Annotated in this window: 19 protein-coding genes; 5 read left to right on the top strand and 14 right to left on the bottom strand. The window is 65.3% G+C overall.

The annotated features are described in order from the left end of the window. Positions 1-16: 16 nt before the first annotated feature. The 4 genes from JOF57_RS21185 to JOF57_RS21200 all read right to left on the bottom strand — a co-directional run bounded on the left by JOF57_RS21185 (position 17) and on the right by JOF57_RS21200 (position 4,367). Positions 17-892 carry a cyclopropane mycolic acid synthase family methyltransferase gene (locus tag JOF57_RS21185; protein WP_209919705.1) on the bottom strand — a complete coding sequence of 292 codons (876 nt, stop codon included), beginning with the start codon at positions 890-892 and terminating at the stop codon, positions 17-19. Between the two features lie 151 nt (positions 893-1,043). After that, on the bottom strand, positions 1,044-1,904 hold the full coding sequence (locus JOF57_RS21190; protein ID WP_209919707.1) for a 3-hydroxybutyryl-CoA dehydrogenase: 861 nt from the start codon (positions 1,902-1,904) through the stop codon (positions 1,044-1,046). Positions 1,905-1,995: 91 nt separating this feature from the next. Then, on the bottom strand, positions 1,996-3,282 hold the full coding sequence (gene aceA / locus JOF57_RS21195) for an isocitrate lyase (RefSeq protein ID WP_209919709.1): 1,287 nt from the start codon (positions 3,280-3,282) through the stop codon (positions 1,996-1,998). A gap of 263 nt (positions 3,283-3,545) precedes the next feature. Continuing rightward, positions 3,546-4,367, bottom strand: a complete 822-nt coding sequence (locus JOF57_RS21200) for an acyl-[acyl-carrier-protein] thioesterase (protein ID WP_209923569.1) — start codon at positions 4,365-4,367, stop codon at positions 3,546-3,548. Between the two features lie 118 nt (positions 4,368-4,485). On the opposite strand from JOF57_RS21200, the gene ramB reads away from it, so the two are divergent. Both ramB and JOF57_RS21210 read left to right on the top strand, forming a co-directional pair. Then, entirely contained in the window at positions 4,486-5,901 is a 1,416-nt protein-coding gene (gene ramB, locus JOF57_RS21205; RefSeq protein ID WP_209919711.1) for an acetate metabolism transcriptional regulator RamB, read from the top strand. 52 nt (positions 5,902-5,953) lie between these two features. Continuing rightward, complete coding sequence (locus JOF57_RS21210; RefSeq protein ID WP_209919713.1) at positions 5,954-6,505, top strand: carboxymuconolactone decarboxylase family protein; 552 nt, start codon at positions 5,954-5,956, stop codon at positions 6,503-6,505. 59 nt (positions 6,506-6,564) lie between these two features. Here the strand turns inward: JOF57_RS21210 and JOF57_RS21215 are convergent, their stop codons facing one another. From JOF57_RS21215 to JOF57_RS21230, 4 genes are read right to left on the bottom strand one after another with little or no spacing between them, the layout of a single operon-like run. Next, positions 6,565-6,834 (bottom strand): hypothetical protein, encoded by a 270-nt coding sequence (locus tag JOF57_RS21215; protein ID WP_209919714.1) that lies wholly within the window; start codon positions 6,832-6,834, stop codon positions 6,565-6,567. After that, the gene (gene lpdA, locus JOF57_RS21220) at positions 6,831-8,225 is read right to left on the bottom strand and encodes a dihydrolipoyl dehydrogenase (protein WP_209919716.1); all 1,395 of its coding nucleotides are present in this window, start codon (positions 8,223-8,225) and stop codon (positions 6,831-6,833) included. The genes JOF57_RS21215 and lpdA overlap by 4 nt, the downstream gene beginning before the upstream one ends. A 30-nt stretch (positions 8,226-8,255) precedes the next feature. Next, a complete protein-coding gene (locus tag JOF57_RS21225; RefSeq protein WP_234938204.1) occupies positions 8,256-8,759 on the bottom strand; it encodes a hypothetical protein in 504 nt (167 codons plus the stop codon). Then, positions 8,752-9,030 (bottom strand): putative holin, encoded by a 279-nt coding sequence (locus JOF57_RS21230; protein ID WP_209919718.1) that lies wholly within the window; start codon positions 9,028-9,030, stop codon positions 8,752-8,754. Before JOF57_RS21230 ends, JOF57_RS21225 begins: the two co-directional genes overlap by 8 nt. A gap of 165 nt (positions 9,031-9,195) precedes the next feature. On the opposite strand from JOF57_RS21230, the gene JOF57_RS21235 reads away from it, so the two are divergent. Then, the gene (locus JOF57_RS21235) at positions 9,196-10,059 is read left to right on the top strand and encodes a cyclopropane mycolic acid synthase family methyltransferase (RefSeq protein ID WP_209919720.1); all 864 of its coding nucleotides are present in this window, start codon (positions 9,196-9,198) and stop codon (positions 10,057-10,059) included. Here the strand turns inward: JOF57_RS21235 and JOF57_RS21240 are convergent. Then, positions 10,043-10,543 carry a DUF779 domain-containing protein gene (locus JOF57_RS21240; protein WP_209919722.1) on the bottom strand — a complete coding sequence of 167 codons (501 nt, stop codon included), beginning with the start codon at positions 10,541-10,543 and terminating at the stop codon, positions 10,043-10,045. The genes JOF57_RS21235 and JOF57_RS21240 overlap by 17 nt on opposite strands. Positions 10,544-10,565: 22 nt before the next feature. On the opposite strand from JOF57_RS21240, the gene JOF57_RS21245 reads away from it, so the two are divergent. After that, positions 10,566-12,611: a prolyl oligopeptidase family serine peptidase gene (locus tag JOF57_RS21245; RefSeq protein WP_307870066.1), complete on the top strand. Its 2,046-nt coding sequence runs from the start codon at positions 10,566-10,568 to the stop codon at positions 12,609-12,611. Here the strand turns inward: JOF57_RS21245 and JOF57_RS21250 are convergent. Beyond that, positions 12,608-13,657, bottom strand: a complete 1,050-nt coding sequence (locus JOF57_RS21250) for an NAD(P)H-dependent amine dehydrogenase family protein (RefSeq protein WP_209919726.1) — start codon at positions 13,655-13,657, stop codon at positions 12,608-12,610. The two genes, JOF57_RS21245 and JOF57_RS21250, sit on opposite strands and share 4 nt — an antisense overlap. Before the next feature lie 313 nt (positions 13,658-13,970). On the opposite strand from JOF57_RS21250, the gene JOF57_RS21255 reads away from it, so the two are divergent. Continuing rightward, positions 13,971-15,854 (top strand): amidohydrolase family protein, encoded by a 1,884-nt coding sequence (locus JOF57_RS21255; RefSeq protein WP_209919729.1) that lies wholly within the window; start codon positions 13,971-13,973, stop codon positions 15,852-15,854. Positions 15,855-15,865: 11 nt separating this feature from the next. Here the strand turns inward: JOF57_RS21255 and JOF57_RS21260 are convergent, their stop codons facing one another. The 4 genes from JOF57_RS21260 to JOF57_RS21275 all read right to left on the bottom strand — a co-directional run bounded on the left by JOF57_RS21260 (position 15,866) and on the right by JOF57_RS21275 (position 20,470). Further along, positions 15,866-16,714, bottom strand: a complete 849-nt coding sequence (locus JOF57_RS21260; protein WP_209919730.1) for a hypothetical protein — start codon at positions 16,712-16,714, stop codon at positions 15,866-15,868. Between the two features lie 26 nt (positions 16,715-16,740). Beyond that, a complete protein-coding gene (ppk2, locus tag JOF57_RS21265) occupies positions 16,741-17,598 on the bottom strand; it encodes a polyphosphate kinase 2 (RefSeq protein WP_209919733.1) in 858 nt (285 codons plus the stop codon). Between the two features lie 63 nt (positions 17,599-17,661). Then, complete coding sequence (locus JOF57_RS21270) at positions 17,662-19,191, bottom strand: aldehyde dehydrogenase family protein (protein WP_209919735.1); 1,530 nt, start codon at positions 19,189-19,191, stop codon at positions 17,662-17,664. Positions 19,192-19,342: 151 nt separating this feature from the next. Continuing rightward, positions 19,343-20,470 carry a hypothetical protein gene (locus JOF57_RS21275; RefSeq protein WP_209919736.1) on the bottom strand — a complete coding sequence of 376 codons (1,128 nt, stop codon included), beginning with the start codon at positions 20,468-20,470 and terminating at the stop codon, positions 19,343-19,345. Positions 20,471-20,493: the final 23 nt, after the last annotated feature.

Below are 20,493 nucleotides of genomic sequence, written 5' to 3' on the forward strand. Positions count from 1 at the left end.
CGCTTTTGGAAAGAAACTACTTGACCAGCGTGAACTGGCCGATGTTGGTGATGCCGCGATGGAAGAAGTCGGCGCAACCGGTCAGGTACTTCATGTACCGGTCGTAGACCTCCTGGCCCTGCATGGCAATGGCCTCATCCTTGGCCGCCTCGAGGTTGGCCGCCCACATGTCCAGCGTCCGCGCGTAGTGCGGGCGCAGCAGGTGGGTGCGCTCCAGCTTGAACCCCGAGCCGTCGGCGAGCTTCTCGATGTCCTCGACCGCGGGCAGCTGCCCGCCGGGGAAGATCTCCTCGCCGATGAACTTCATGAACTTCAGATCGCTGATCGTCAGCTTGATGTTGTTCTCGCGGAAGAACTGCTGGGTGTGCGCCAGGATCGTGTGCAGCAGCATCCGGCCGCCGTCCTCCGGCAGGATGCTGTAGGCCCGCTCGAAGAACACCGGGTAACGCTCCTGCTTGAACGCCTCGAACGCGCCGATGGACACGATGCGGTCGACGGGCTCGTTGAACTCTTCCCAGCCCTGCATCCGGATCTCGACGCTGCGGTTGGTGTCGATCTTGGCCAGCCGCGCCCGGGCATTCTCCGACTGTTCCTTGCTCAACGTGATGCCGATGACATTGACGTCGAACTCGGTGAGCGCGCGCTCCAGCGCACCGCCCCAGCCGCAGCCGATGTCGAGCAGGGTCATGCCCGGCTTGAGGTCGAGCTTGCCCAGAGCCAGGTCAAACTTGGCGTTCTGCGACTCCTCGAGGTTCATGTCCTCGCGCTCGTAGTAACCACAGGTGTAACCCATGGTCGGTCCGAGCCAGAGGGCGAAGAAGTCATTCGAGATGTCGTAGATCGACTGCGACTCCTCGTAGTACGGAGCAAGATCGGACTCGGCGTTAGACATACGAAAAATTACCTCTTTGCGTTTCTGCTGCTGACGACCATAGGTTTGGGGTCGACACATGTATTTACATGCAGACTCTATCGAGCGAGCCAGCACGCTCTACTGTGGGTAGACTAGCTAAGCCTTGGGCATAGTGCCAGCTAGGCCATTCTCAGTACTTGTAGAAGCCCTGGCCCGATTTTTTGCCCAGCTGCCCCGCCTCGACCATGCGCAGTAGCAGCGGCGGCGCGGCGTAAAGCGGCTCTTTGAACTCGTCAAACATCTTGTCGGCGATGAGCTTGAGGGTGTCCAGCCCGACCAGATCGGACAGCCGCAGCGGCCCCATCGGGTGCGACAACCCGGCCACCACTGCTTTGTCGACATCGTCAATTGTGGCAAAGCCACCCTCGACCATCCGGACCGCCGCCAAGAGGTAGGGAACCAGCAACGCGTTGACCACGAAACCGGACCGGTCAGAACAACGCACAACCTGTTTGCCGAGAACCGTGCCGGCGAATTCCTCGACACGCGCGGCGGCGGCCTCGTCGGTGGTCAGGGCGGTGATCAATTCAACTAGCGGCAACACCGGAACCGGGTTGAAAAAGTGCAGGCCCAGCACCCTGGCAGGATTCTGGGTAGCCGCTGCGAGTTTCATGATCGGGATGCTCGAGGTGTTGGACGCGAGCACCGCATCGGGGTCGGTGATCACGCGATCCAGTTCGGCGAAGATCTTCGTCTTGACGTTCTCGTCTTCGATCACGGCCTCGATGACCAGTTGCCGGTCGGCCAGATCGGCCAGGTCGGTGGTGAACTTCAGCCGCGACAAGGCGGCGTCCTTCTCCCCCGCGGTGATCTTGCCCGCACTGACTCCGCGCTCCAACGATTTGGTGATCCGGTTGCGTCCGGCGGTCACGAAGGCGTCGGCGGTGTCGAACACCAGCACGTCGACGCCGGCACGCGCGGACACCTCGGCGATCCCGCCGCCCATCTGGCCGGCACCGATCACACCTACACGCTCAATTTGATTAGTCACTGCTTCACTTTCTCAATACTCGAACAACGCAACAGGCCCCGCCCAAGAATTCTGAGCGGGGCCTGCGCTGTCAACCTTTAGCGGTCGAAGGTCAGTGGAACTGACCCTCTTCGGTGGAACCGGCCAGCGCAGTGGTCGAGCTGGTCGGGTCAACCGTGGTGGCGATCCGGTCGAAGTAGCCGGCGCCGACCTCACGCTGGTGCTTGGTGGCGGTGTAACCGCGCTCCTCGGCGGCGAACTCGCGCTCCTGCAGCTCGACGTAGGCCTTCATCTGCTCGCGGGCGTAACCGTGGGCCAGATCGAACATCGAGTAGTTGAGGGCGTGGAAGCCGGCCAGCGTGATGAACTGGAACTTGAAGCCCATCGCGCCCAGCTCGCGCTGGAACTTGGCGATGGTGTCGTCGTCCAGGTGCTGCTTCCAGTTGAACGAAGGCGAGCAGTTGTAGGACAGCATCTGGTCCGGGAACTCGGCCTTGACGCCCTCGGCGAACTTCTTCGCGAGCTCGAGGTCCGGGGTGCCCGTCTCCATCCAGATGAGATCCGAGTACGGCGCGTAGGCCTTCGCGCGGGCGATGCACGGCTCGAGGCCGTTCTGCACGCGGTAGAAGCCTTCCTTGGTGCGCTCACCGGTGATGAACGGGCGGTCGCGCTCGTCCACATCGGAGGTGATCAGGGTGGCGGCCTCAGCATCGGTACGGGCGATGACCAGGGTCGGCACGTCGGCGACGTCGGCAGCCAGGCGGGCCGAGGTCAAGGTGCGGATGTGCTGCTGGGTGGGGATCAGCACCTTGCCACCGAGGTGGCCGCACTTCTTCTCCGAAGCCAGCTGGTCTTCCCAGTGCGAACCGGCGACACCAGCGGCGATCATGGCCTTCTGGAGCTCGTAGACGTTGAGCGCACCACCGAAGCCGGCCTCACCGTCGGCGACGATCGGGGCGAGCCAGTTCTCGACCGAGGTGTCGCCCTCGACCTTGGCGATCTGGTCGGCGCGCAGCAGCGCGTTGTTGATGCGGCGGACGACCTGCGGCACCGAGTTGGCCGGGTAGAGGCTCTGGTCGGGGTAGGTGTGGCCGGACAGGTTGGCGTCACCGGCGACCTGCCACCCGGACAGGTAGATGGCCTTCAGGCCGGCGCGGACCTGCTGCACGGCCTGGTTGCCGGTCAGCGCGCCCAGCGCGTTGACGAAGTCCATGTCGTGGAGCTGCTCCCACAGCACCTCGGAGCCGCGGCGGGCGAGGGTGTTCTCCTCGACGACGGAGCCCTGCAGGGCAACCACGTCGGCCGGGGTGTAGGTACGGGTGATGCCCTTCCAGCGGGGGTTGTGATCCCAGTCGTGCTGGATCTGCTCCGGTGACTTGGGGGTGCCCACGGTCGACATAGGACTGCTCCTTCGGTTTGGTTCGACCGCCGCGTCGCGCCTCATTAATTGCTAACGCCGCAGCAGCTTCACTGGTGTGCTAATCCGAAGATGTCACAACCCATATCCGCAGGTCCACCCGTTTCAGTTGCCAAGTTTCGCCAAAGCGCTTAGTTAACTTGCAAAGGTTGCGAAGAAATATGATGGCTGTACCGGTTCAGAAGCTACCGACGGGTAGCTCAAAGCCGCAGGTCAGTACGCTCGTACTGTTAAACCCGGCAGGGTTAGAGCGAGAACAGTGATGCGATCGCTTTTGTCTCGTCGCCGACGGCATATGTGAGCGTTCTAACAGTGCGGTCGGAGAGGTCTTCGCCGAATTTGTCGGTCGACCCGGCCGGGTGAACGTGCGACAGGATCTCGAGCTTCTCGCCGAGGGCCACCGCGGCATCATGCTCGATGGTGACCCGCAGCGGCTTCTCCAGCAGCTCGGGGTGGGAGTACAGATAGTCCTCGATCACCGTCCAGTAGACCGAGTTGTTCATGTGGTCGAACAGGTCGATGTCGGACACCCGCACCGGGTACTCACGGATCTCGGCGGCCTCCTCACGACTGCCGGCCTTGAGATAGGACTTCCACCGCAGCCGCGATTCGTCGGTGGTGCGGCGCAGGCCCGACAGGAAGTCGTCGGAGATGCGGGAGGGCCCCTGCGTCTCCCGGTTGATGTGGATCCAGAAAGCCTCGGACTCCATCAGCCCGCCCTTGCGCCCGTCGATGCGCACCCGCATCTCGCACCATCGGTTGGACGTTCCCGAACACCACCGCCGCATCCGCAGTATGTCGCTGCCCTCGATGGGCTGGATCAGATCGATCATCGTGCGCCGCACGATCCACGCGGGGTGGACGTCTTCGTAGCCCATCTCCCGCAGTTGGTCCTGGCCGACGTCCTGAATGTGCCGGCAGGCACCGTCGAAGCGCAGCCGCCCGCTGCGGTCGACATCGGCCATCCGCAGCGGCCATTCCCGGTCGAAGACGTCTGGATGAGGATCGGGCACCGGCATCATCACCTTGTTCAGCCCGGTGGTCGAATTCTGCGCGGTTCCCGCCATGGTCATCTCCAGTCGCTGTCGCCTGAGCCGATCATGCCAGGCAGCCCGATACTGCCAGTAGCGACTGAACTGCCAAGAATGCAAAGGCCGTCTTCACACTCTTGTTAGGCTTGTTGACGTGGCAAAAACGTTCGTCGGGTCGCGGGTGCGGCAACTACGGAGCGAGCGTGGACTCAGCCAGGCGGCGCTGGCCCAGATGCTGGAAATCTCCCCCAGTTACCTCAATCAGATCGAGCACGACGTACGGCCGCTCACCGTCGCGGTGCTGCTGCGCATCACCGAGGTATTCGGGGTGGACGCGACGTTCTTCGCCCCGCACGACGACACCCGACTGGTCGCCGAGATGCGCGAGGTGGCGATGGACCGCGACCTCGGCGCCGACATGGATGTCGCCGAAGTCGCCGACCTGGTGGCAGCCCACCCGAATTTCGCCCGCGCGATGGTCAACCTGCACCGTCGATACCGTCTGACCACCACGCAGTTGGCGGCCGCCACCGAAGACCGCTACTCCGACGGCAGCGGCAGCGGTTCGATCACCATGCCGCACGAGGAAGTGCGCGACTACTTCTACCAACGGCAGAACTACCTGCATGAGCTCGATACCGCCGCCGAAGAGCTGACCGCCAAGATCCGGATGCACCGCGGTGATCTGGCCGGCGAGCTGGCCAACCGGCTGACCGCCGAGCACGGGGTGCGGATCGTACGACGCATCGATCTGGGCGACACCGTGCTGCACCACTACGACCCGGCCACCAAGACCCTGGAGATGGGCAATCACCTGTCCCGAGGCCAGCAGGTGTTCAAGATGGCGGCCGAACTGGCCTTCCTGGAGTTGGGCGACCTCATCGACAAGATGGTCGACGAAGGCATGTTCACCAGCGACGAATCCCGCACCCTGGCCCGGCTCGGCCTGGCCAACTACTTCGCTGCGGCGACGGTGCTCCCCTACCGCCAGTTCCACGATGTCGCCGAGAATTTCCGGTATGACATCGAGCGGCTGTCGGCGTTCTACTCGGTGAGCTACGAGACCATCGCACACCGGCTCTCCACCCTGCAGCGTCCGTCGATGCGCGGCGTGCCCTTCTCCTTCGTCCGCGTCGACCGCGCCGGCAACATGTCGAAACGCCAGTCCGCCACCGGCTTTCACTTCTCCTCCTCGGGCGGCACCTGCCCGTTGTGGAACGTCTACGAAACGTTCGGCAATCCCGGCAAGATCGGCGTACAGATCGCCCAGATGCCCGACGGGCGCAACTACATGTGGGTGGCCCGCACCGTGGAGCGCCGCGCGTCACGCTATGGCCAGCCCGGCAAGACCTTCGCCATCGGGCTGGGATGCGAACTGCGCCATGCCCATCGGCTGGTGTACTCCGAAGGACTGGACCTCTCCGGCGAGGTGGCCACACCCATCGGCTCGGGCTGCCGCGTGTGCGAACGCGACAACTGCCCGCAACGTGCCTTCCCCGCGCTCGGCAAGGCCCTGGACCTCAACGAGCACCGCTCGACAGTGTCGCCGTACCTGGTGCGCGAACCCTGACCCTGCGCACTTGCGCTCACCCGGCCACTCCACCTGTGACAGACTCGGCGGGGTGAGTGCACTCGAGCCGGCCCGCATCGCGCCGGGCGGATTCCGCGAGCTGGGCCCGGTCAACTGGGCCATCGCGAAGCTGGGGGCCCGGGCCATCCGGGCACCGAGGTTCACCTTGATGAACGTGCTGGGCCAGCACAAGCTGCTGTTCCTGGCGTGGCTGCCGTATTCCGGAATGTTGCTCGGCCCGCTGGGCAAGTTGCCGCGGCAGGACGCCGAGCTGGTCATCCTGAGGGTGGGCCATCTGCGGGATTGCGAATACGAGTTGCAGCAGCATCGCCGGCTGGCCCGTAGCCGCGGCGTGGACGCCGAGACCCAGGCCCGCATCTTCGAGGGCCCCGACGCCGAGGGCCTGACCGACCGTCAGCGGGTGTTGATCACCGCCACCGACGAGTTCGTCGTCACCCGGTCGGTCTCACCGGAAACCTGGGCCGCGCTCTCGGCGATCCTCACCAAGCATCAGCTCATCGAATTCTGCATGCTGGCAGGTCAATACGATGGCCTGGCCGCCATGATGACGACGCTGCGGATCCCGCTGGACTTCCCGGACTGAGTGATTTCGGCGCATTCAGCGGCGGTGAGCGCCGCCGAATGCACCCAAATCGCAAAGCACTAGAGGTACGTGACGCCCAACAGGACCAGCGAGAACACCACCGGAGACACCGGCAGCGCCCACAGGAACGCCGCCCAGGCCCGTGACTTCTGCCGGAACTTCTGTCGGCCGAAGTACCAGCCTGCGGCACCGCCGATGAAGGACAGGGCCGCGACCAGCAGGACCCAAATATTGACCCGCGAGCCCTCGCTCGCCAATGTGATGGCAGCCAGCCACAGAATGTGGCCGGCCACCAATCCGGCTATGCCGGCGACGATTTCGTTTCTCAAAAGTTGATCATGTGGCCGGTCAACCCGTGGAAGCACTCCTGCAGCGCCTCCGACAGGGTCGGGTGGGTGTGCACGTTGCGGGCCAACTCGTTGGCGGTCAGATCCCACTTCTGTGCCAGGGTCAGCTCCGGCAGCAGCTCGGAGACGTCCGGCCCGATCAGGTGCCCGCCGATCAGCTCGAGGTGCTTCTTGTCGGCGATCAGCTTCACGAAGCCGGTCGGGTCCGCCAGGCCGTGTGCCTTGCCGTTGGCGGTGAACGGGAACTTGGCGACGACCACGTCGTACCCCTCGGCCTTGGCCTGCTCTTCGGTGAGCCCGAAGCTGGCCACCTGCGGCTGGCAGAACGTGGCGCGCGGCATCATCCGGTAATCGCCCAGCGTCAGAGTCTCTGCGCCGCCGATGGTTTCGGCCGCAACGACGCCCTGCGCCTCGGCCACGTGGGCCAGCTGGAGCTTGCCGGTGACATCGCCGATGGAGTAGATGCCGGGCACGTTGGTGCGCATGTAATCGTCGATCGCGATGGCGCCGCGGTCGGTCAGCGCGACACCGGCCGCCTCCAGGCCGAAGCCCTCGACGTTGGGCCCGAAACCGATGGCCTGCAACACCTTGTCGGCCTTGAGTTCCTCGGTCTTGCCGTCCTTGCTGACGGTGACGGTCACAGTCGTGCCGTCGTCGGCAATTCCTTCGACCTTGGTGCCGGTGAGGATCTTGACGCCCAGCTTCTTGTACTGCTTCTCGATCTCCTTGGAGACCTCGGCGTCCTCGTTGGGCAGGGCGCGCGGCAGGAACTCGACGATGGTGACGTCGACGCCGTAGTTCTTCAGTACGTAGGCGAACTCCATGCCGATCGCACCGGCGCCGGCGATGATGATCGAGCCGGGCAGGTCGCGCGAGAGGATCTGGGTTTCGTAGGTGACGACGTTGTCGGACAACGAGGTACCCGGCACCAGGCGGGTGGACGACCCGGTGGCGATGATCGCGTTGTCGAACGTGAGTTCCTCCGAACCTCCCTCGTTGAGCTTGACCGACATCGACTTGGGCCCGGTGAAGGTGCCGTAGCCGTGAACCTCGGTGATCTTGTTCTTCTTCATCAGGAAGTGCACACCGGCCACCCGGCCGTCGGCGACCTTGCGGCTGCGGTCGAAGGCGGCACCGTAATCGAAGGTGGCCTCACCGCTGATGCCGAAGGTCTTGGCTTCCTTGGTGAAGATGTGTGCGAGTTCCGCATTGCGCAGCAACGCCTTGGACGGGATACACCCGACATTGAGGCACACGCCACCCCAGTATTTGGGTTCGACAATTGCGGTGTTCAGCCCCAGTTGGGCGGCACGGATGGCCGCGACGTATCCACCGGGACCAGCTCCGAGAACGACGACGTCAAAGTGGGTCACGACCCCACCCTAGTGGGCGGCGCAATGGTCCTACCGGGCGATCCAGCCGAACACGTAGGCACCGTAGAAAACCGCCGCGGCGGCCATCGCCGCCAGGGGCGCCGACATCAGTGCGATGGCCAGGGCCGATACCAGGGGTTTGCGTTGGGCCGTCGACGCGATCAGCGCACCGACCGCGATGACGACGACGTAGGCGAGTGCGACGAACACCGGCCAGGTCTTGTCGGCCGACTGGTACCAGTAGTAGTACAGGCCCGCCCCTGCCGCCGCGGAGACGAACCACACCGCGGCCAGGATGCCCACGAACGTCCACCATTTGACCGACAGGTAGGTGCCTTCCACCACGAGAGACGGGGCCGGGGCAGGCAACGGTACCGACGGCGCGTCGTCGGAGTCCGGCTGGTCCGGGGTCATGTCCTCCGCGCACGTCGTTTCGAGCAATGCCTCGTCGGCTTCAGCTCTGACGGCCTCGTTCTCCCCGGTATCGAACAGCGGGGAGAAGTCCCTGGTGGAGGTGTCGACGTCCTCAGCCATGGGATGCCACCTGGATGATCGCCAGGGCGCCGAACCAGCCGGGCGCGATGGCCAGGACGCACGCGCCGACAGTGGTGACCCACCGCCGACCCGCAACCAGGACCACCAGGATCCCGAGCGCACCGGGAACCCCGAGGACCAGCGCAATCACCACATCTGGCCGGACGGTGACCGTCACCAGCAGGGTCGACGCGATCCCGGCCAGCAGCCCGACCGCTACGCCGACCAACATGGCGCTGGTCAGCAGCCACGCCCGTGGCAGCGGAATCACTCTTCGACGATAACGCCGCGACCCCCGAGGCCAGCGGCACCGGCGCGGCGCGCCCCGGCCGATTTCGATTCGTAGCCATCCATGGCCGGATCGGCTCCGAATGGTCTAAGAGGGTCGCGGCTGCGATGTGCGCCTCGACCGACGAACCAGCAGAAAGGCGCGTCTGTGCCGAAAACTCTGACTCCTCACTTCGCCGACGTCCAAGCTCACTACGACCTCTCTGACGACTTCTTCCGGCTGTTTCTCGATCCGACGCAGACCTACAGCTGTGCGTACTTCGAGCGTGACGGCATGACATTGGAGGAAGCCCAGATCGCCAAGATCGACCTGGCCCTCGGCAAGTTGGGGCTCGAGCCGGGAATGACCTTGCTCGACGTCGGATGCGGCTGGGGTGCCACCATGCGACGCGCCGTCGAACACTACGACGTCGACGTCGTAGGGCTGACGTTGTCGAAGAACCAGGCCGCCCACGTCGGTGAGATGTTCGACGCCATGGACACCGACCGCAGCAGGCGGGTTCTCCTGCAGGGCTGGGAACAGTTCGACGAGCCGGTCGACCGGATCGTCTCGATTGGCGCGTTCGAGCACTTCGGTCATGACCGCTACCCCGCATTCTTCGACGCGGCGTATCAGGCTCTGCCGTCCGATGGAGTGATGTTGCTGCACACCATCTGCGGGATTGATCCTCGCAAGGCACATGAGATGGGAGTGCCGGTCACCTTCGAGCTGGCCAGGTTCGTCAAGTTCATCCTGACCGAGATCTTTCCGGGCGGGCAATTGCCGTCGATTCCGATGGTCGACGAGCACGCGGTCGCGGCCGAATTCACGGTCACTCGTCAGCAATCACTACAGCCGCACTACGCGCAGACCCTCGACATGTGGGCGGCCAACCTGGAGGCCAACCAGGAGGCAGCCGTCGCGACGCAGTCCGAAGAGGTCTACGAGCGCTACATGAAGTATCTGACCGGCTGCGCGAAGCTGTTCCGGCGGCGGCAGACCGACGTCGTCCAGTTCACTTTGGAGAAGTAGGCAGGGTCCGCGCCGGCACCGGGCACGCGTCCTCCGCTGCTGCGACGATGTGGCTGCCGGTATCGGGCGGTCGGGCGCCGGCGCTGTACTGCGCCCCGGTCACCGCAGGCTGCTCGGCCAACGCGTCGTTCTCGGCGTCGGTGAAAGCCCGGCCGCGGGACAGGAACCGCATGCCTTCGGGTGCTTCCAGGCTGAAGCCACCGCCACGACCGGGGACGACGTCGATCACCAGCTGGGTGTGTTTCCAGGCTTCGAACTGCGGGCCGGAGATCCACACCGGCACTCCGGTGCCGACGTCGAGAATCGCGAGCAGGATGTCGCGGTCGCCGACGATGAACTCCCCGTCGGGGTAACACATCGGGGACGACCCGTCACAGCATCCGCCGGACTGGTGGAACATCAGCGAACCGTGACGCTCCTGGAGCCGCGCCAACAAATCGGCTGCGGCGGCGGTGATCAGGGCCCGTGAAGGTGGATGGCCCATCGCAACCTCGCTTCCGACGGCCGTGGCGTTGTTCAGCTCACATTACGCGCGCGGTAACAATGGGTGGGTGGAGAAGGACCCTTACCTGTGGCTTGAGGACATCACCGGCGACGACGCATTGGCGTGGGTGCGGGCGCACAACGAGCCGACGATCGCGCAGTTGAGCGGCGAGCGTTTCGAGGCGATGCGCTCCGAGGTGCTCGAGATCCTCGACACCGATGCGCGGATCCCCTATCCGGGCCGGCGCGGCGAGTACCTGTACAACTTCTGGCGCGACGAGGCGAACCCGCGCGGCCTGTGGCGGCGCACCACCTTGGAGAGCTACCGCACCGACGATCCGGACTGGGACGTGATCCTGGATCTGGACGAGCTGGCGCGCGCCGAGGACGAGAACTGGGTGTGGGCCGGGCCCGAGGTGATCGAGCCGGAACACACCCTGGCCATGATCAGCCTGTCCCGAGGCGGCGCCGACGCCACCGTGGTGCGCGAGTTCGACATGCGGACACGGGAATTCGTGTCCGGCGGATTCGAGCTGGCCGAAGCCAAGTCCTCGGTGTCCTGGCAGGACGAGGACACCCTGCTGGTGTGCACCGATTTCGGTGAGGGGTCGATGACCGAGTCCGGTTATCCGCGGATCGCCAAGCGCTGGCGCCGCGGCGAGCCGTTGGCCGACGCCGAGACGGTGTACGAGGCGGAGCCGGCCGATGTCCGGGTGATCGCCTCGATCGACCGAACCCCGGGGTTCGAGCACACCCGGTTGGGCCGCTACACCGACTTCTACCACCGCATCCGTTACGAAGTACGCGACGGCGAGCTCATCGAACTCAAGGTCCCGACCGACTCGTCGCTGTCGCTGCACCGCGAGTGGTTGCTGATCGCACTGCGGACCGACTGGCAGGTGGGTGGGGTCACCTACCCGGCGGGTGCGTTACTGGGCGCCAACTTCGATGATTTCCTTTCCGACACAGCCGATCTCGCGATGATCTATGAGCCCGACGAGCACAGCAGCCTGTCCAGCGTGCAGTGGACCAAGGAGAAGCTGATCCTCATCACGCTGCGTGATGTCGCGAGCCACGTCGAGGTCGTGACACCCGGGACGTGGGAGCGCAGGGACGCACCGGACATTCCGCCGGCGACGGACACCATCGTCGTCGACATCGACCATCTCGGTGACGAGGTCTTCTACAACTCAAGCGGATTCACCACCCCGTCGCGTCTGCTGCACGGCACCGCAGGCGGCCCGCTGGTCGAAATCAAGTCCGCACCGGCGTTCTACGACGCCACCGGCATCGACGTCGAGCAGTTCTTCGCGACGTCCAAGGACGGCACGAAGGTCCCGTATTTCGTGGTCGGCCGTCGCGACGAGCCGAGCCCGACGTACCTCTACGGCTACGGCGGGTTCCAGAATTCGTTGACGCCGGGGTACATCGGCGGGATCGGCCGGGGCTGGCTGGAGCGGGGCGGCACCTACGTGCAGGCCAACATCCGTGGCGGCGGCGAGTACGGCCCGGGCTGGCACACGCAGGCGATGCGGGAGAACCGCCACCTGGTGTACGAGGATTTCGCTGCGATCGCCGCCGATCTGGTGGACCGCGGCATCACCACGGTTGAGCAGCTCGGAGCGTCCGGCGGCAGCAACGGCGGCCTGCTGATGGGTGTGATGCTGACGCAGTACCCGGAGCTGTTCGGGGCACTGGTGTGCAGTGTGCCGCTGCTGGACATGAAGCGGTTCCACCTGCTGCTCGCGGGGGCGTCCTGGGTGGCCGAGTACGGCAACCCCGACGATCCGGCAGACTGGGAGTTCATGGCGAAATATTCGCCCTACCAGAATGTTTCGGAGTCAGCGCCATATCCGCCGATCCTGATCACCACGTCGACCCGCGATGACCGGGTGCATCCCGGGCACGCCAGGAAGATGACGGCGGCTCTGGAGGCAGCCGGGCACCGGGTGCTGTACTACGAGAACATCGAAGGTGGCCACGGCGGCGCGGCCGACAACAAGCAGTCCGCGTTCAAGGCGGCGCTGACGTACGAGTTCCTCTGGCAGACCCTCGGGGATCGCACCTAGCCCAGCACTCCCCGACCGGCGATCATCGGCAGGTCCAGGAAGGTCCGGATTCCGGGGGCGGCCGCGCACACCGGCGCGATGGCGTGCACCGCGTGCATCGCGGTGCCGAGACAGCCCTGCTCGGTCTCGTCCTCGCCGTAGGTGGCGATACAGGATCTGAGCTCCATCGACGGATTCCCTTCGACGGTGACGTGCCAACCGCGCCCGGCCGGCCAGTCGGGCGCCTGATCGTCGCCGAGCCGGGTGATGTGTTCGATGGTCAGCGCGGGCCGGCCGTTGACGACGGCGGTGTAGGAAAACCGTTGCGCTGACACTGTTCCCGCTTCGATGCGGCCGGACTTGATATCGAACGCCTCGGCAGCGACGGCCACCTGGCGGTCGAAGACGAAGTCGTCGATGGTGGCGCCGAGCCCGTCGGCCAGCAGCATCAGCGGTGCCTTGAAGGTGAGCCCGGCCAGGGCTGGATCGGCCATCGGCACCGCTTCGTCGGGCCGCTTGCCGAAGCCCATGATGTCGAACATCATCTCGGGGCTGTCGTAGGTGCTGTAGTCCATCAGTTCCTGCACCAGCAGCGTGTCGATCCGCTGGAACAGCCCCGACATGGTCAACGGCAGAACCTCTGCGGCCCAGCCTGGTTCGATTCCGGTGGCATGGAATGAGGAGCTGCCCTGCGCGCAGGCCGCTTCCAGTTTGTCCACCACCCGCTGCCCCATGCTCAGCGGGTAGATCAGCCCGGTGACCGCGGTAGACACCACGTTCTTGCCCGAGGCCAGCAGTCGGCAGATGTCGTCGACCGCGCCCATCGGGTTCATCTCGCCCTGCGGCATGTACAGCACGCAGTCGGCGTCGAGCGCCACGATCTCATCCCGATCCGCGGTGGCGGCGACACCGATGTCGCCGATACCGCAGATGTCGCCGACGTCGCGGCCGGCCTTTGCGTCGCTGTAGACCAGCGCACCGACCAGCTCGAGATCGCGGTGAGCATGTACCGCGGCCACCGCATGTTTACCCACGGATCCGGTGGCCCATTGAATGACGCGCAGCATGCCGTGGAGATTACGGTAAATACGACAGTTGGTCAGCGGATCGCGCCGTAATTAACGGATCGGTCACAGAATGCTGACGATGGATCTCGTTGGGTGTCACCGACCACGTCACCGTAGGTAACCTCCCGACCGGGCGAAGGGTTTCCCCCCGAGACAACGGCTTTCGGCCTCAACCGCAGTGTGCTGCATCCACCCGAAGGGAAGCTTGCGAAGAATGAGGCCGCCTGGTTTCCGCATGGTCAGACACTCGGGAATCGCAACCAGCAGAAGACTCAGATATCTGTCGGTACTCCTGACGATTGCGCTGACCGCGGTGAGCGCCGGACCCGCAATCAGCACGGCCACGGCCGACCCCACACAGACGCGCTATTCGCTGGCGAACGGCTGTTACACGATCAACGCTCCGACCGGGCCGCTGGCGCCGACCGCCGGACCGTACCGGATGCACGCGACAGCGCTCGGTGAATACCTGCTCTACGGCCGCAACGGTGATCTGCTCAACGCATCGTTGCAGTCGGTCAATACCGTGCGCACGCCGGCCCTGACATCGGTGTGGCGCGTGGACGGTTCCGGCGCAAGCGGATTCATCCTCACCAATACCGCCACCCGGGGTAGCACTCCTGTCACCTTCGTGCCGGCGGCCGGGTGCGCGGAGTACCCCGAGGCTGACGACGGGACCACCGGCATGCCGGTGCCGAGCGTCGCCCCGGACGGGTCGATCGTCGGAACGATCGATACGCATGTGCACGTCACCGCCTACGAGTTCATGGGCGGCAACTTCCACTGCGGACGGCCCTGGCATCCCCTCGGCGCGCCCTACGCGCTGCCCGATTGTTCCCAGTACCGCGGCGGCACCAACGGCCTGGTCGCCAGTTTCCTCGACTACGGCGAACCGTTCCACGCCACCGACACTCGCGGTTGGCCGACCTTCCGCGACTGGCCCAGGCCGTCCGTGCTCAGCACCGAGGGCACCTACTGGACCAGTATCGAGCGGACCTGGAAAGCCGGCCTGCGCATGATGACCGTCGACCTGGTCGACAACGAATCGCTGTGCATGCTGATGACCAGCCGTCGAAACCAATGCAACGACATGACTTCCGTGCGGACCCAGGCAGCGAGCCTGCGCGCACTGCAGGACTACATCGATGCCCAGGCCGGCGGGCCAGGGCAAGGGTTCTTCCGCATCGTCACCGATCCCGCCTCAGCGCGCCGGGTCGCCGCATCCGGCAAGCTCGCCGTGATGCTCGGTATGGAAGTGTCCGACGCGATGAATTGCGGTGTGGTGCTGGGCGTGCCGAAATGTGGGCCGGGCGATGTCGACCGCTGGCTCGCAGAACTCCGGAATCTCGGTGTCAGTAGCTTCTTCCCGATCCACAAGTTCGACAACGCGTTCGGCGGCACCAAGATGGACAGCGATGCCACCGGCCTCTTGGTGAACGCGGGCAACTTCATGCAGACCGGCACATTCTGGAATGTCCAGTCCTGCACCGGTCCCGAACACGACAACACTCAGCCCTCGGTGCCGCTGGCCGGCAACATCAATCAATTCCTGGCCAGGCTCGTCGGACCCCTGATCGGCGGTGCATCGCTGCCGCTCTATGCCCCCGGGCCCCACTGCAACGTCCGCCGTCTGACAGCGATGGGCAATTACCTGATCAACGCCATGATGGACCAGGGCTTTCTCATCGAGGTCGACCACCTGGACGAGGTCACCGCCGACGAGGTCATGAGCATCATCGAACGGCGGCAGTATCCCGGCGTGGTGTCCTCGCACAGCTGGGGCTCAGATCGCACCATCCAACGTGTCTACGCCGTAGGCGGTTTCGCCACCCCGTACGCCGGTCCAGCCGCAAGTGCCATCGGCGCCTGGCGCCAGTACCGGGCCATGCCGCGCCCGAGCTCGGACTTCGGTTTCGGCTTCGGTTCCGACATGAACGGCCTGGCACCCCAGGGCGGGCCACTCGGCGCCGGCGTCGTCACGTACCCGTTCACCTCACACGACGGTCAGGTGACCTTCGACCGGGAACGTTGGGGCGAGCGCACTTTCGATATCAACACCGATGGCACCGCCACCTACGGCAGCTACGCGGACTGGCTCGAAGCGATCCGCGTCCTCGGCGGGCCGCAGATCATGACCGACATGTTCAACGGCGCGGAGGTCTATCTGCGGCTGTGGGAACGGGTGCGAGGCGGATAGCTCACTGGCGCTCACGCAGGCCGACGCCGCAACCCACCCAAAAGCGCGACGACGATCCCGAACACCACGAGCGCACCGCCGGCGGCCAGGCTGAGGTTGAGCCAGTGGTGCAGGCTGTCGATCGCGTGGCCGGCCATGGCGTCGGCGATCTGGCGGATGTCGCCGCTGGTGTGGTTGAGCGCCTCGTTGAGGTAGCGCCGTCCTGCCTCCAACCCGGCCCACCCGGCGGCGCCCACCAGCAAGCCGGAAATGCCCAACGCAGCAAGGGTTTTACCGCGGGCGCGGGCGGCGGCCAGGGTCAGCAGGGCGAAGACGCCGGCCAGCACCGTCACGCCCACACTGGCCCATGGGCCCCACACCGCCAGCGGCCGCAAGATCCCGGGCCGCAAACTGTCCGGCGCCGATGACGCGATGGGGACCGTAAGTGTCTGTGGCACTTCGATACCGAATTCGGTCAGGGTTTTGCGGAACGAGGCATCCCTGAGCATCGGGGCCACATCGATCACCCAGCTGCCGTTCTCATCCCGCGACAGCCGGTCGGTGAACATCCAGGTGTGCGCGAGTTGGTTGGCCAGCGCGAACTGTCCGGGGAAGTCCGGTCCTGCGGTGTAGGCGCCGGCCACGGCACGGATCTGCCGTGCGTCCACGTCGGACCCGCTGCGCGCCGCCAGGGACTGGACCTGGGTCGTGAGTTCACCGGCGACGGCCTGCTGCAACTGCGGGTCGGCGGCCGCGCCTGCGGCAAACGACGAGTAGCCCTGCTGGTCGATGATGTTCTTCTGCACCCACGCCGACGGCACCGCGGCGGCCAGCAGGATCGTCGTCAGCATCCACAGGAACAGCGTCATGACGAATCGCACGCCGTCCTCCTACTCCCGGGCGGCGGTCAGTCCGACAGCGCGCGCCCAACGATCAGCGGATCGGCGTGGCCGACCACCTCAAAATCCTTGTTGTCGTAATCGAACTTACCGAGCACGTAGCGCATGGCGTTGATGCGGGCGCGTTTCTTGTCGTTGCTCTTGACCACGGTCCAGGGCGCCGTTTCGGTGTCGGTCCAGGCGAACATCTCTTCCTTGGCCGCGGTGTAGTCGTCCCATTTGTCCAGCGATGCGAGGTCGGTGGGTGAGAGTTTCCACTGCCGCACGGGGTCGACCTGGCGGATGGTGAACCGGGTGCGCTGCTCGGATTGTGTGACGGAGAACCACAGTTTGGTCAGGCTGATGCCGTCGTTGACCAGCATCTGCTCGAACAACGGGGTTTGACGGATGAACTCGGCGTGCTGCTTGGGCGAGCAGTAGCCCATCACCCGCTCCACACCGGCGCGGTTGTACCAGGAGCGATCGAACAGGACGATCTCACCGGCGGCGGGCAGATGCTGCACGTACCGCTGGAAGTACCACTGAGTGCGTTCTCTTTCGGTGGGTTTCTCCAGTGCGACGACGCGGGCTCCGCGGGGGTTGAGGTGCTCCATGAACCGCTTGATGGTGCCGCCCTTGCCGGCCGCGTCGCGTCCCTCGAACACGATGACGTGCCTCAGCCCGTTGCCCTGGCTCCACTTCTGCAGCTTCAGCAGTTCGATCTGCAGAAGCCGCTTCTGCTCCTCGTACTCGAGGCGGCTCATGCGCTCGTCGTACGGGTAGTTCTCACGCCAGGTGTCGACGACCTCGCCGCCGGGTTCCAGCAGCAGCACGGGGTCGTCATCGTCGTCGTCACGGATCGTGTAGCCGGTGATGTCGAGAGTCACCGGCCGACGGTATCCACCCCGGCAAACACCGAGGTGTCGCCGGGGTGAACGCCTGGTGGTGCGTTACTTGGCTTTACGGCGCGGGCGTGCCAACGACAGCTTGGTCATCAGCTTGTTCATCCGGGCCAGCGCCTTCTCCGAGTTGTTGTAGTAGCTGCCGCCGGCGCCGACGTTGGTGCGCGGCACCACCACGGTCTCCTGCTTGCAGAACTTGCGCACCCCGTCGACACCGCCGAAGCGGGCACCGATGCCCGAGGTCTTCCAGCCGCCCATCGGTGCGGTGGTGCACATCAGGTTGGAGATGACGTCGTTGACGTTGACCGCACCACAATCGAGCTGTAGCGCAATCGCTTTGGCTCGCTCGACGTCCTTGGAGAAGACCGAGGCGCTCAGGCCGTACGGGCTGTCGTTGGCCAGGCGGACGGCCTCCTCGACCGAGGACACCTTCATGATCGGCAGTGTCGGACCGAAGGTCTCCTCGCTCATGCAGGCCATCGAGTGGTCGACGTCGACAAGGACGGTCGGCTCGAAGAAGCTGCCGCCGCCCTCGGGACGCTTGCCTCCGGTCAGCGCCTTCGCGCCGGCGGCGACGGCCGCGTTGACGTGGCGTTCGGTGATCGCCACCTGGCTCTCGTCGATCTGCGATCCGAAGTGGTAGCCCTCGCCGGTGCCCATCTTGAGGTTCTCCACCGCACGCACGGTGGCCGCGACGAACTGGTCATAGACGGGCTCAAGCGCATACACGCGCTCGACGGACACACAGGTCTGGCCGGCGTTGAACATCGCGCCCCACACCGCGGCGTTGGCGGCCAGCTCGACGTCGGCGTCTTCCAGCACGATCATCGGGTCCTTGCCGCCGAGCTCCAGGCTCACCGGGGTCAGACGGCGGGCGGCACGCTCCATCACCTTGGTGCCCGTCGCGCTGGAACCGGTGAACTGGATGTAGTCGGAGTTGTCGATGACGGCCTCCGACACCGCACGCGCACCCTGCGCCAAAGCAAATACCTCGGGTGCACCGGAGTCCAGCCAGCCGCGCAGCAGTACCTCGGCGGTCAGCGGGGTGCGCTCGGACGGCTTGAGCAGCACCGCGCAGCCGGCGGCCAGGGCGCCGATGGCGTCCATCATGGCGTTGGCGACGGGGTAGTTCCACGGCGCGATAATCCCGATGACGGGACGCGGCCGGTAATGCACGGCGATCTTCTTGATGGACAGGAAGGGCAGCGGAGCCGGGCGGGAGTCAGGCGTCATCGCCTTCTCGACCACCTTGATGTAGTACGACAGGATCATGATCAGCAGCGGGACCTCCTGCGCGGCGTCCATGGCCGACTTACCGGTCTCGGCGATCAGGAGTTTCTCGATCTCGTCGCGGTGGTCCCCCAGCCACACCGCGTAGCGGGACAGCACCTTGGCGCGCCCCTTGGCGCCGCGGGCTTCCCACTCCTTTTGCGCTTCGCGCAGGCCGGCCGCGATACGTGGCACGTCGGCGGCATCGGTCCAGGTCACCTGGCCGGCGACGGCGCCGGTCGCGGGGTTGTGGATGGTTCCGGTACCGGTGAACTCTCCGGTCAGATCAACATCAGGCGTCGCTGTCATGGGGCCTATGTTAATCACCATTTGTGATGCACGTCGCTTCGGGGTTGACACCTGTCAAGTTGCGGGGCGGTTCGCCGCTGGCGCCGACCGTGCACTCAGATCGGCGAGAGCGCGGCGACCCCTCGTCGCCGCGCTCTGCGCCGGTCACAACTCAGTCGTCAGAATCCTTCTTCGAGCTGAGCTTCTTGGCAGTCTTGTCGGCCGCTTCCCGCACCTTCTTCACGACCTTGTCCACGTTCGCCTTGGCCCGCTCCGTGCGCTTCTCGGCCCTGCCCTTGGCGTTGCCGAGAGCGGCATTGAGGTTGGTGACGTGCGGCTTGAGGTTGGCCACGCTCGAGCCGGTGTCGGGCTTCTCGTCAGTGGTCGACAGCTGCCGGCTCGGGTTGAGATTGTTGGTGATCACGTTGCCGGTGCTGTCCACCTTGTCCCTGACGCCGAGGACGCCGGCGGCAGCGACCCGCACGGAATCGCGCGCACCGATCAGTTGCTTGTTGCGGAACTGCATGACGGCGCCGTCACCGGTCGGGTCGGTCGGTTCGTGATTGGTGCCGCCACCGAGCGAATCCGGGAGCGCTTCGGCGAGCCCCTCGATCGCCGGATCCGCGGCCCACATCGGGGCGTCGATGTATTCCTTGACCGCCTTGTAGACCTGAAGGTTGTCGCCGGACGCCATAGCCTGCGCGACGGTCACCAGGCCGGCCGCCCCGAGCAGGACGCCGTTGACGCTCCGGACCGCCGACTCTTGCAGTCCCGCGGCGAGCGCCGCGACGTAGTTGTCGTTGGGCCACGGCTTGTCGACGTTGAGCACCTGTGCGACCTGAGTGTTGATGTCGTCCCGGAGGCCCAGGAGTTCGTTGTTGCGGAACTGCATGAAGGCGCCGTCACCGGCAGAGGTGCTGGTGACATGGTCGGAGCCGCCGCCGAACTCTTCCGGCAGGGTGATGGCAATCGCCTCGATGAGCGGATCGGCGACATAGGTCGGCGAATCGACGATCTGGCGAATCTGGGAGAACAGTCGCTCGTTGTCACCGCCTGCGAGCTGGGCCGCCAGGACGAAGGGGGTGAGCGGTGCCTGTACGAACTGGTCGACCAGGCGCTCGCCGGCGATGATCGTCAAGGCAATCTGATCCTTGCCCTCGAAGCTGGCCATCAGCGCGGCCTGGGCACTGACGACGCGCGGCGGCGTGGGTGTCGACGATGCGACCGGAGTGATCGCGATGACGCCGGCGGCGGCGACGGCGACGCAAGCGGTGAGACCGCTCGAGACACGACTGTTCATAGGTGAAATCCCCTCGATGACTT

The organism is Mycolicibacterium lutetiense (genome assembly GCF_017876775.1).
GTDB classification, from domain to species: domain Bacteria; phylum Actinomycetota; class Actinomycetes; order Mycobacteriales; family Mycobacteriaceae; genus Mycobacterium; species Mycobacterium lutetiense.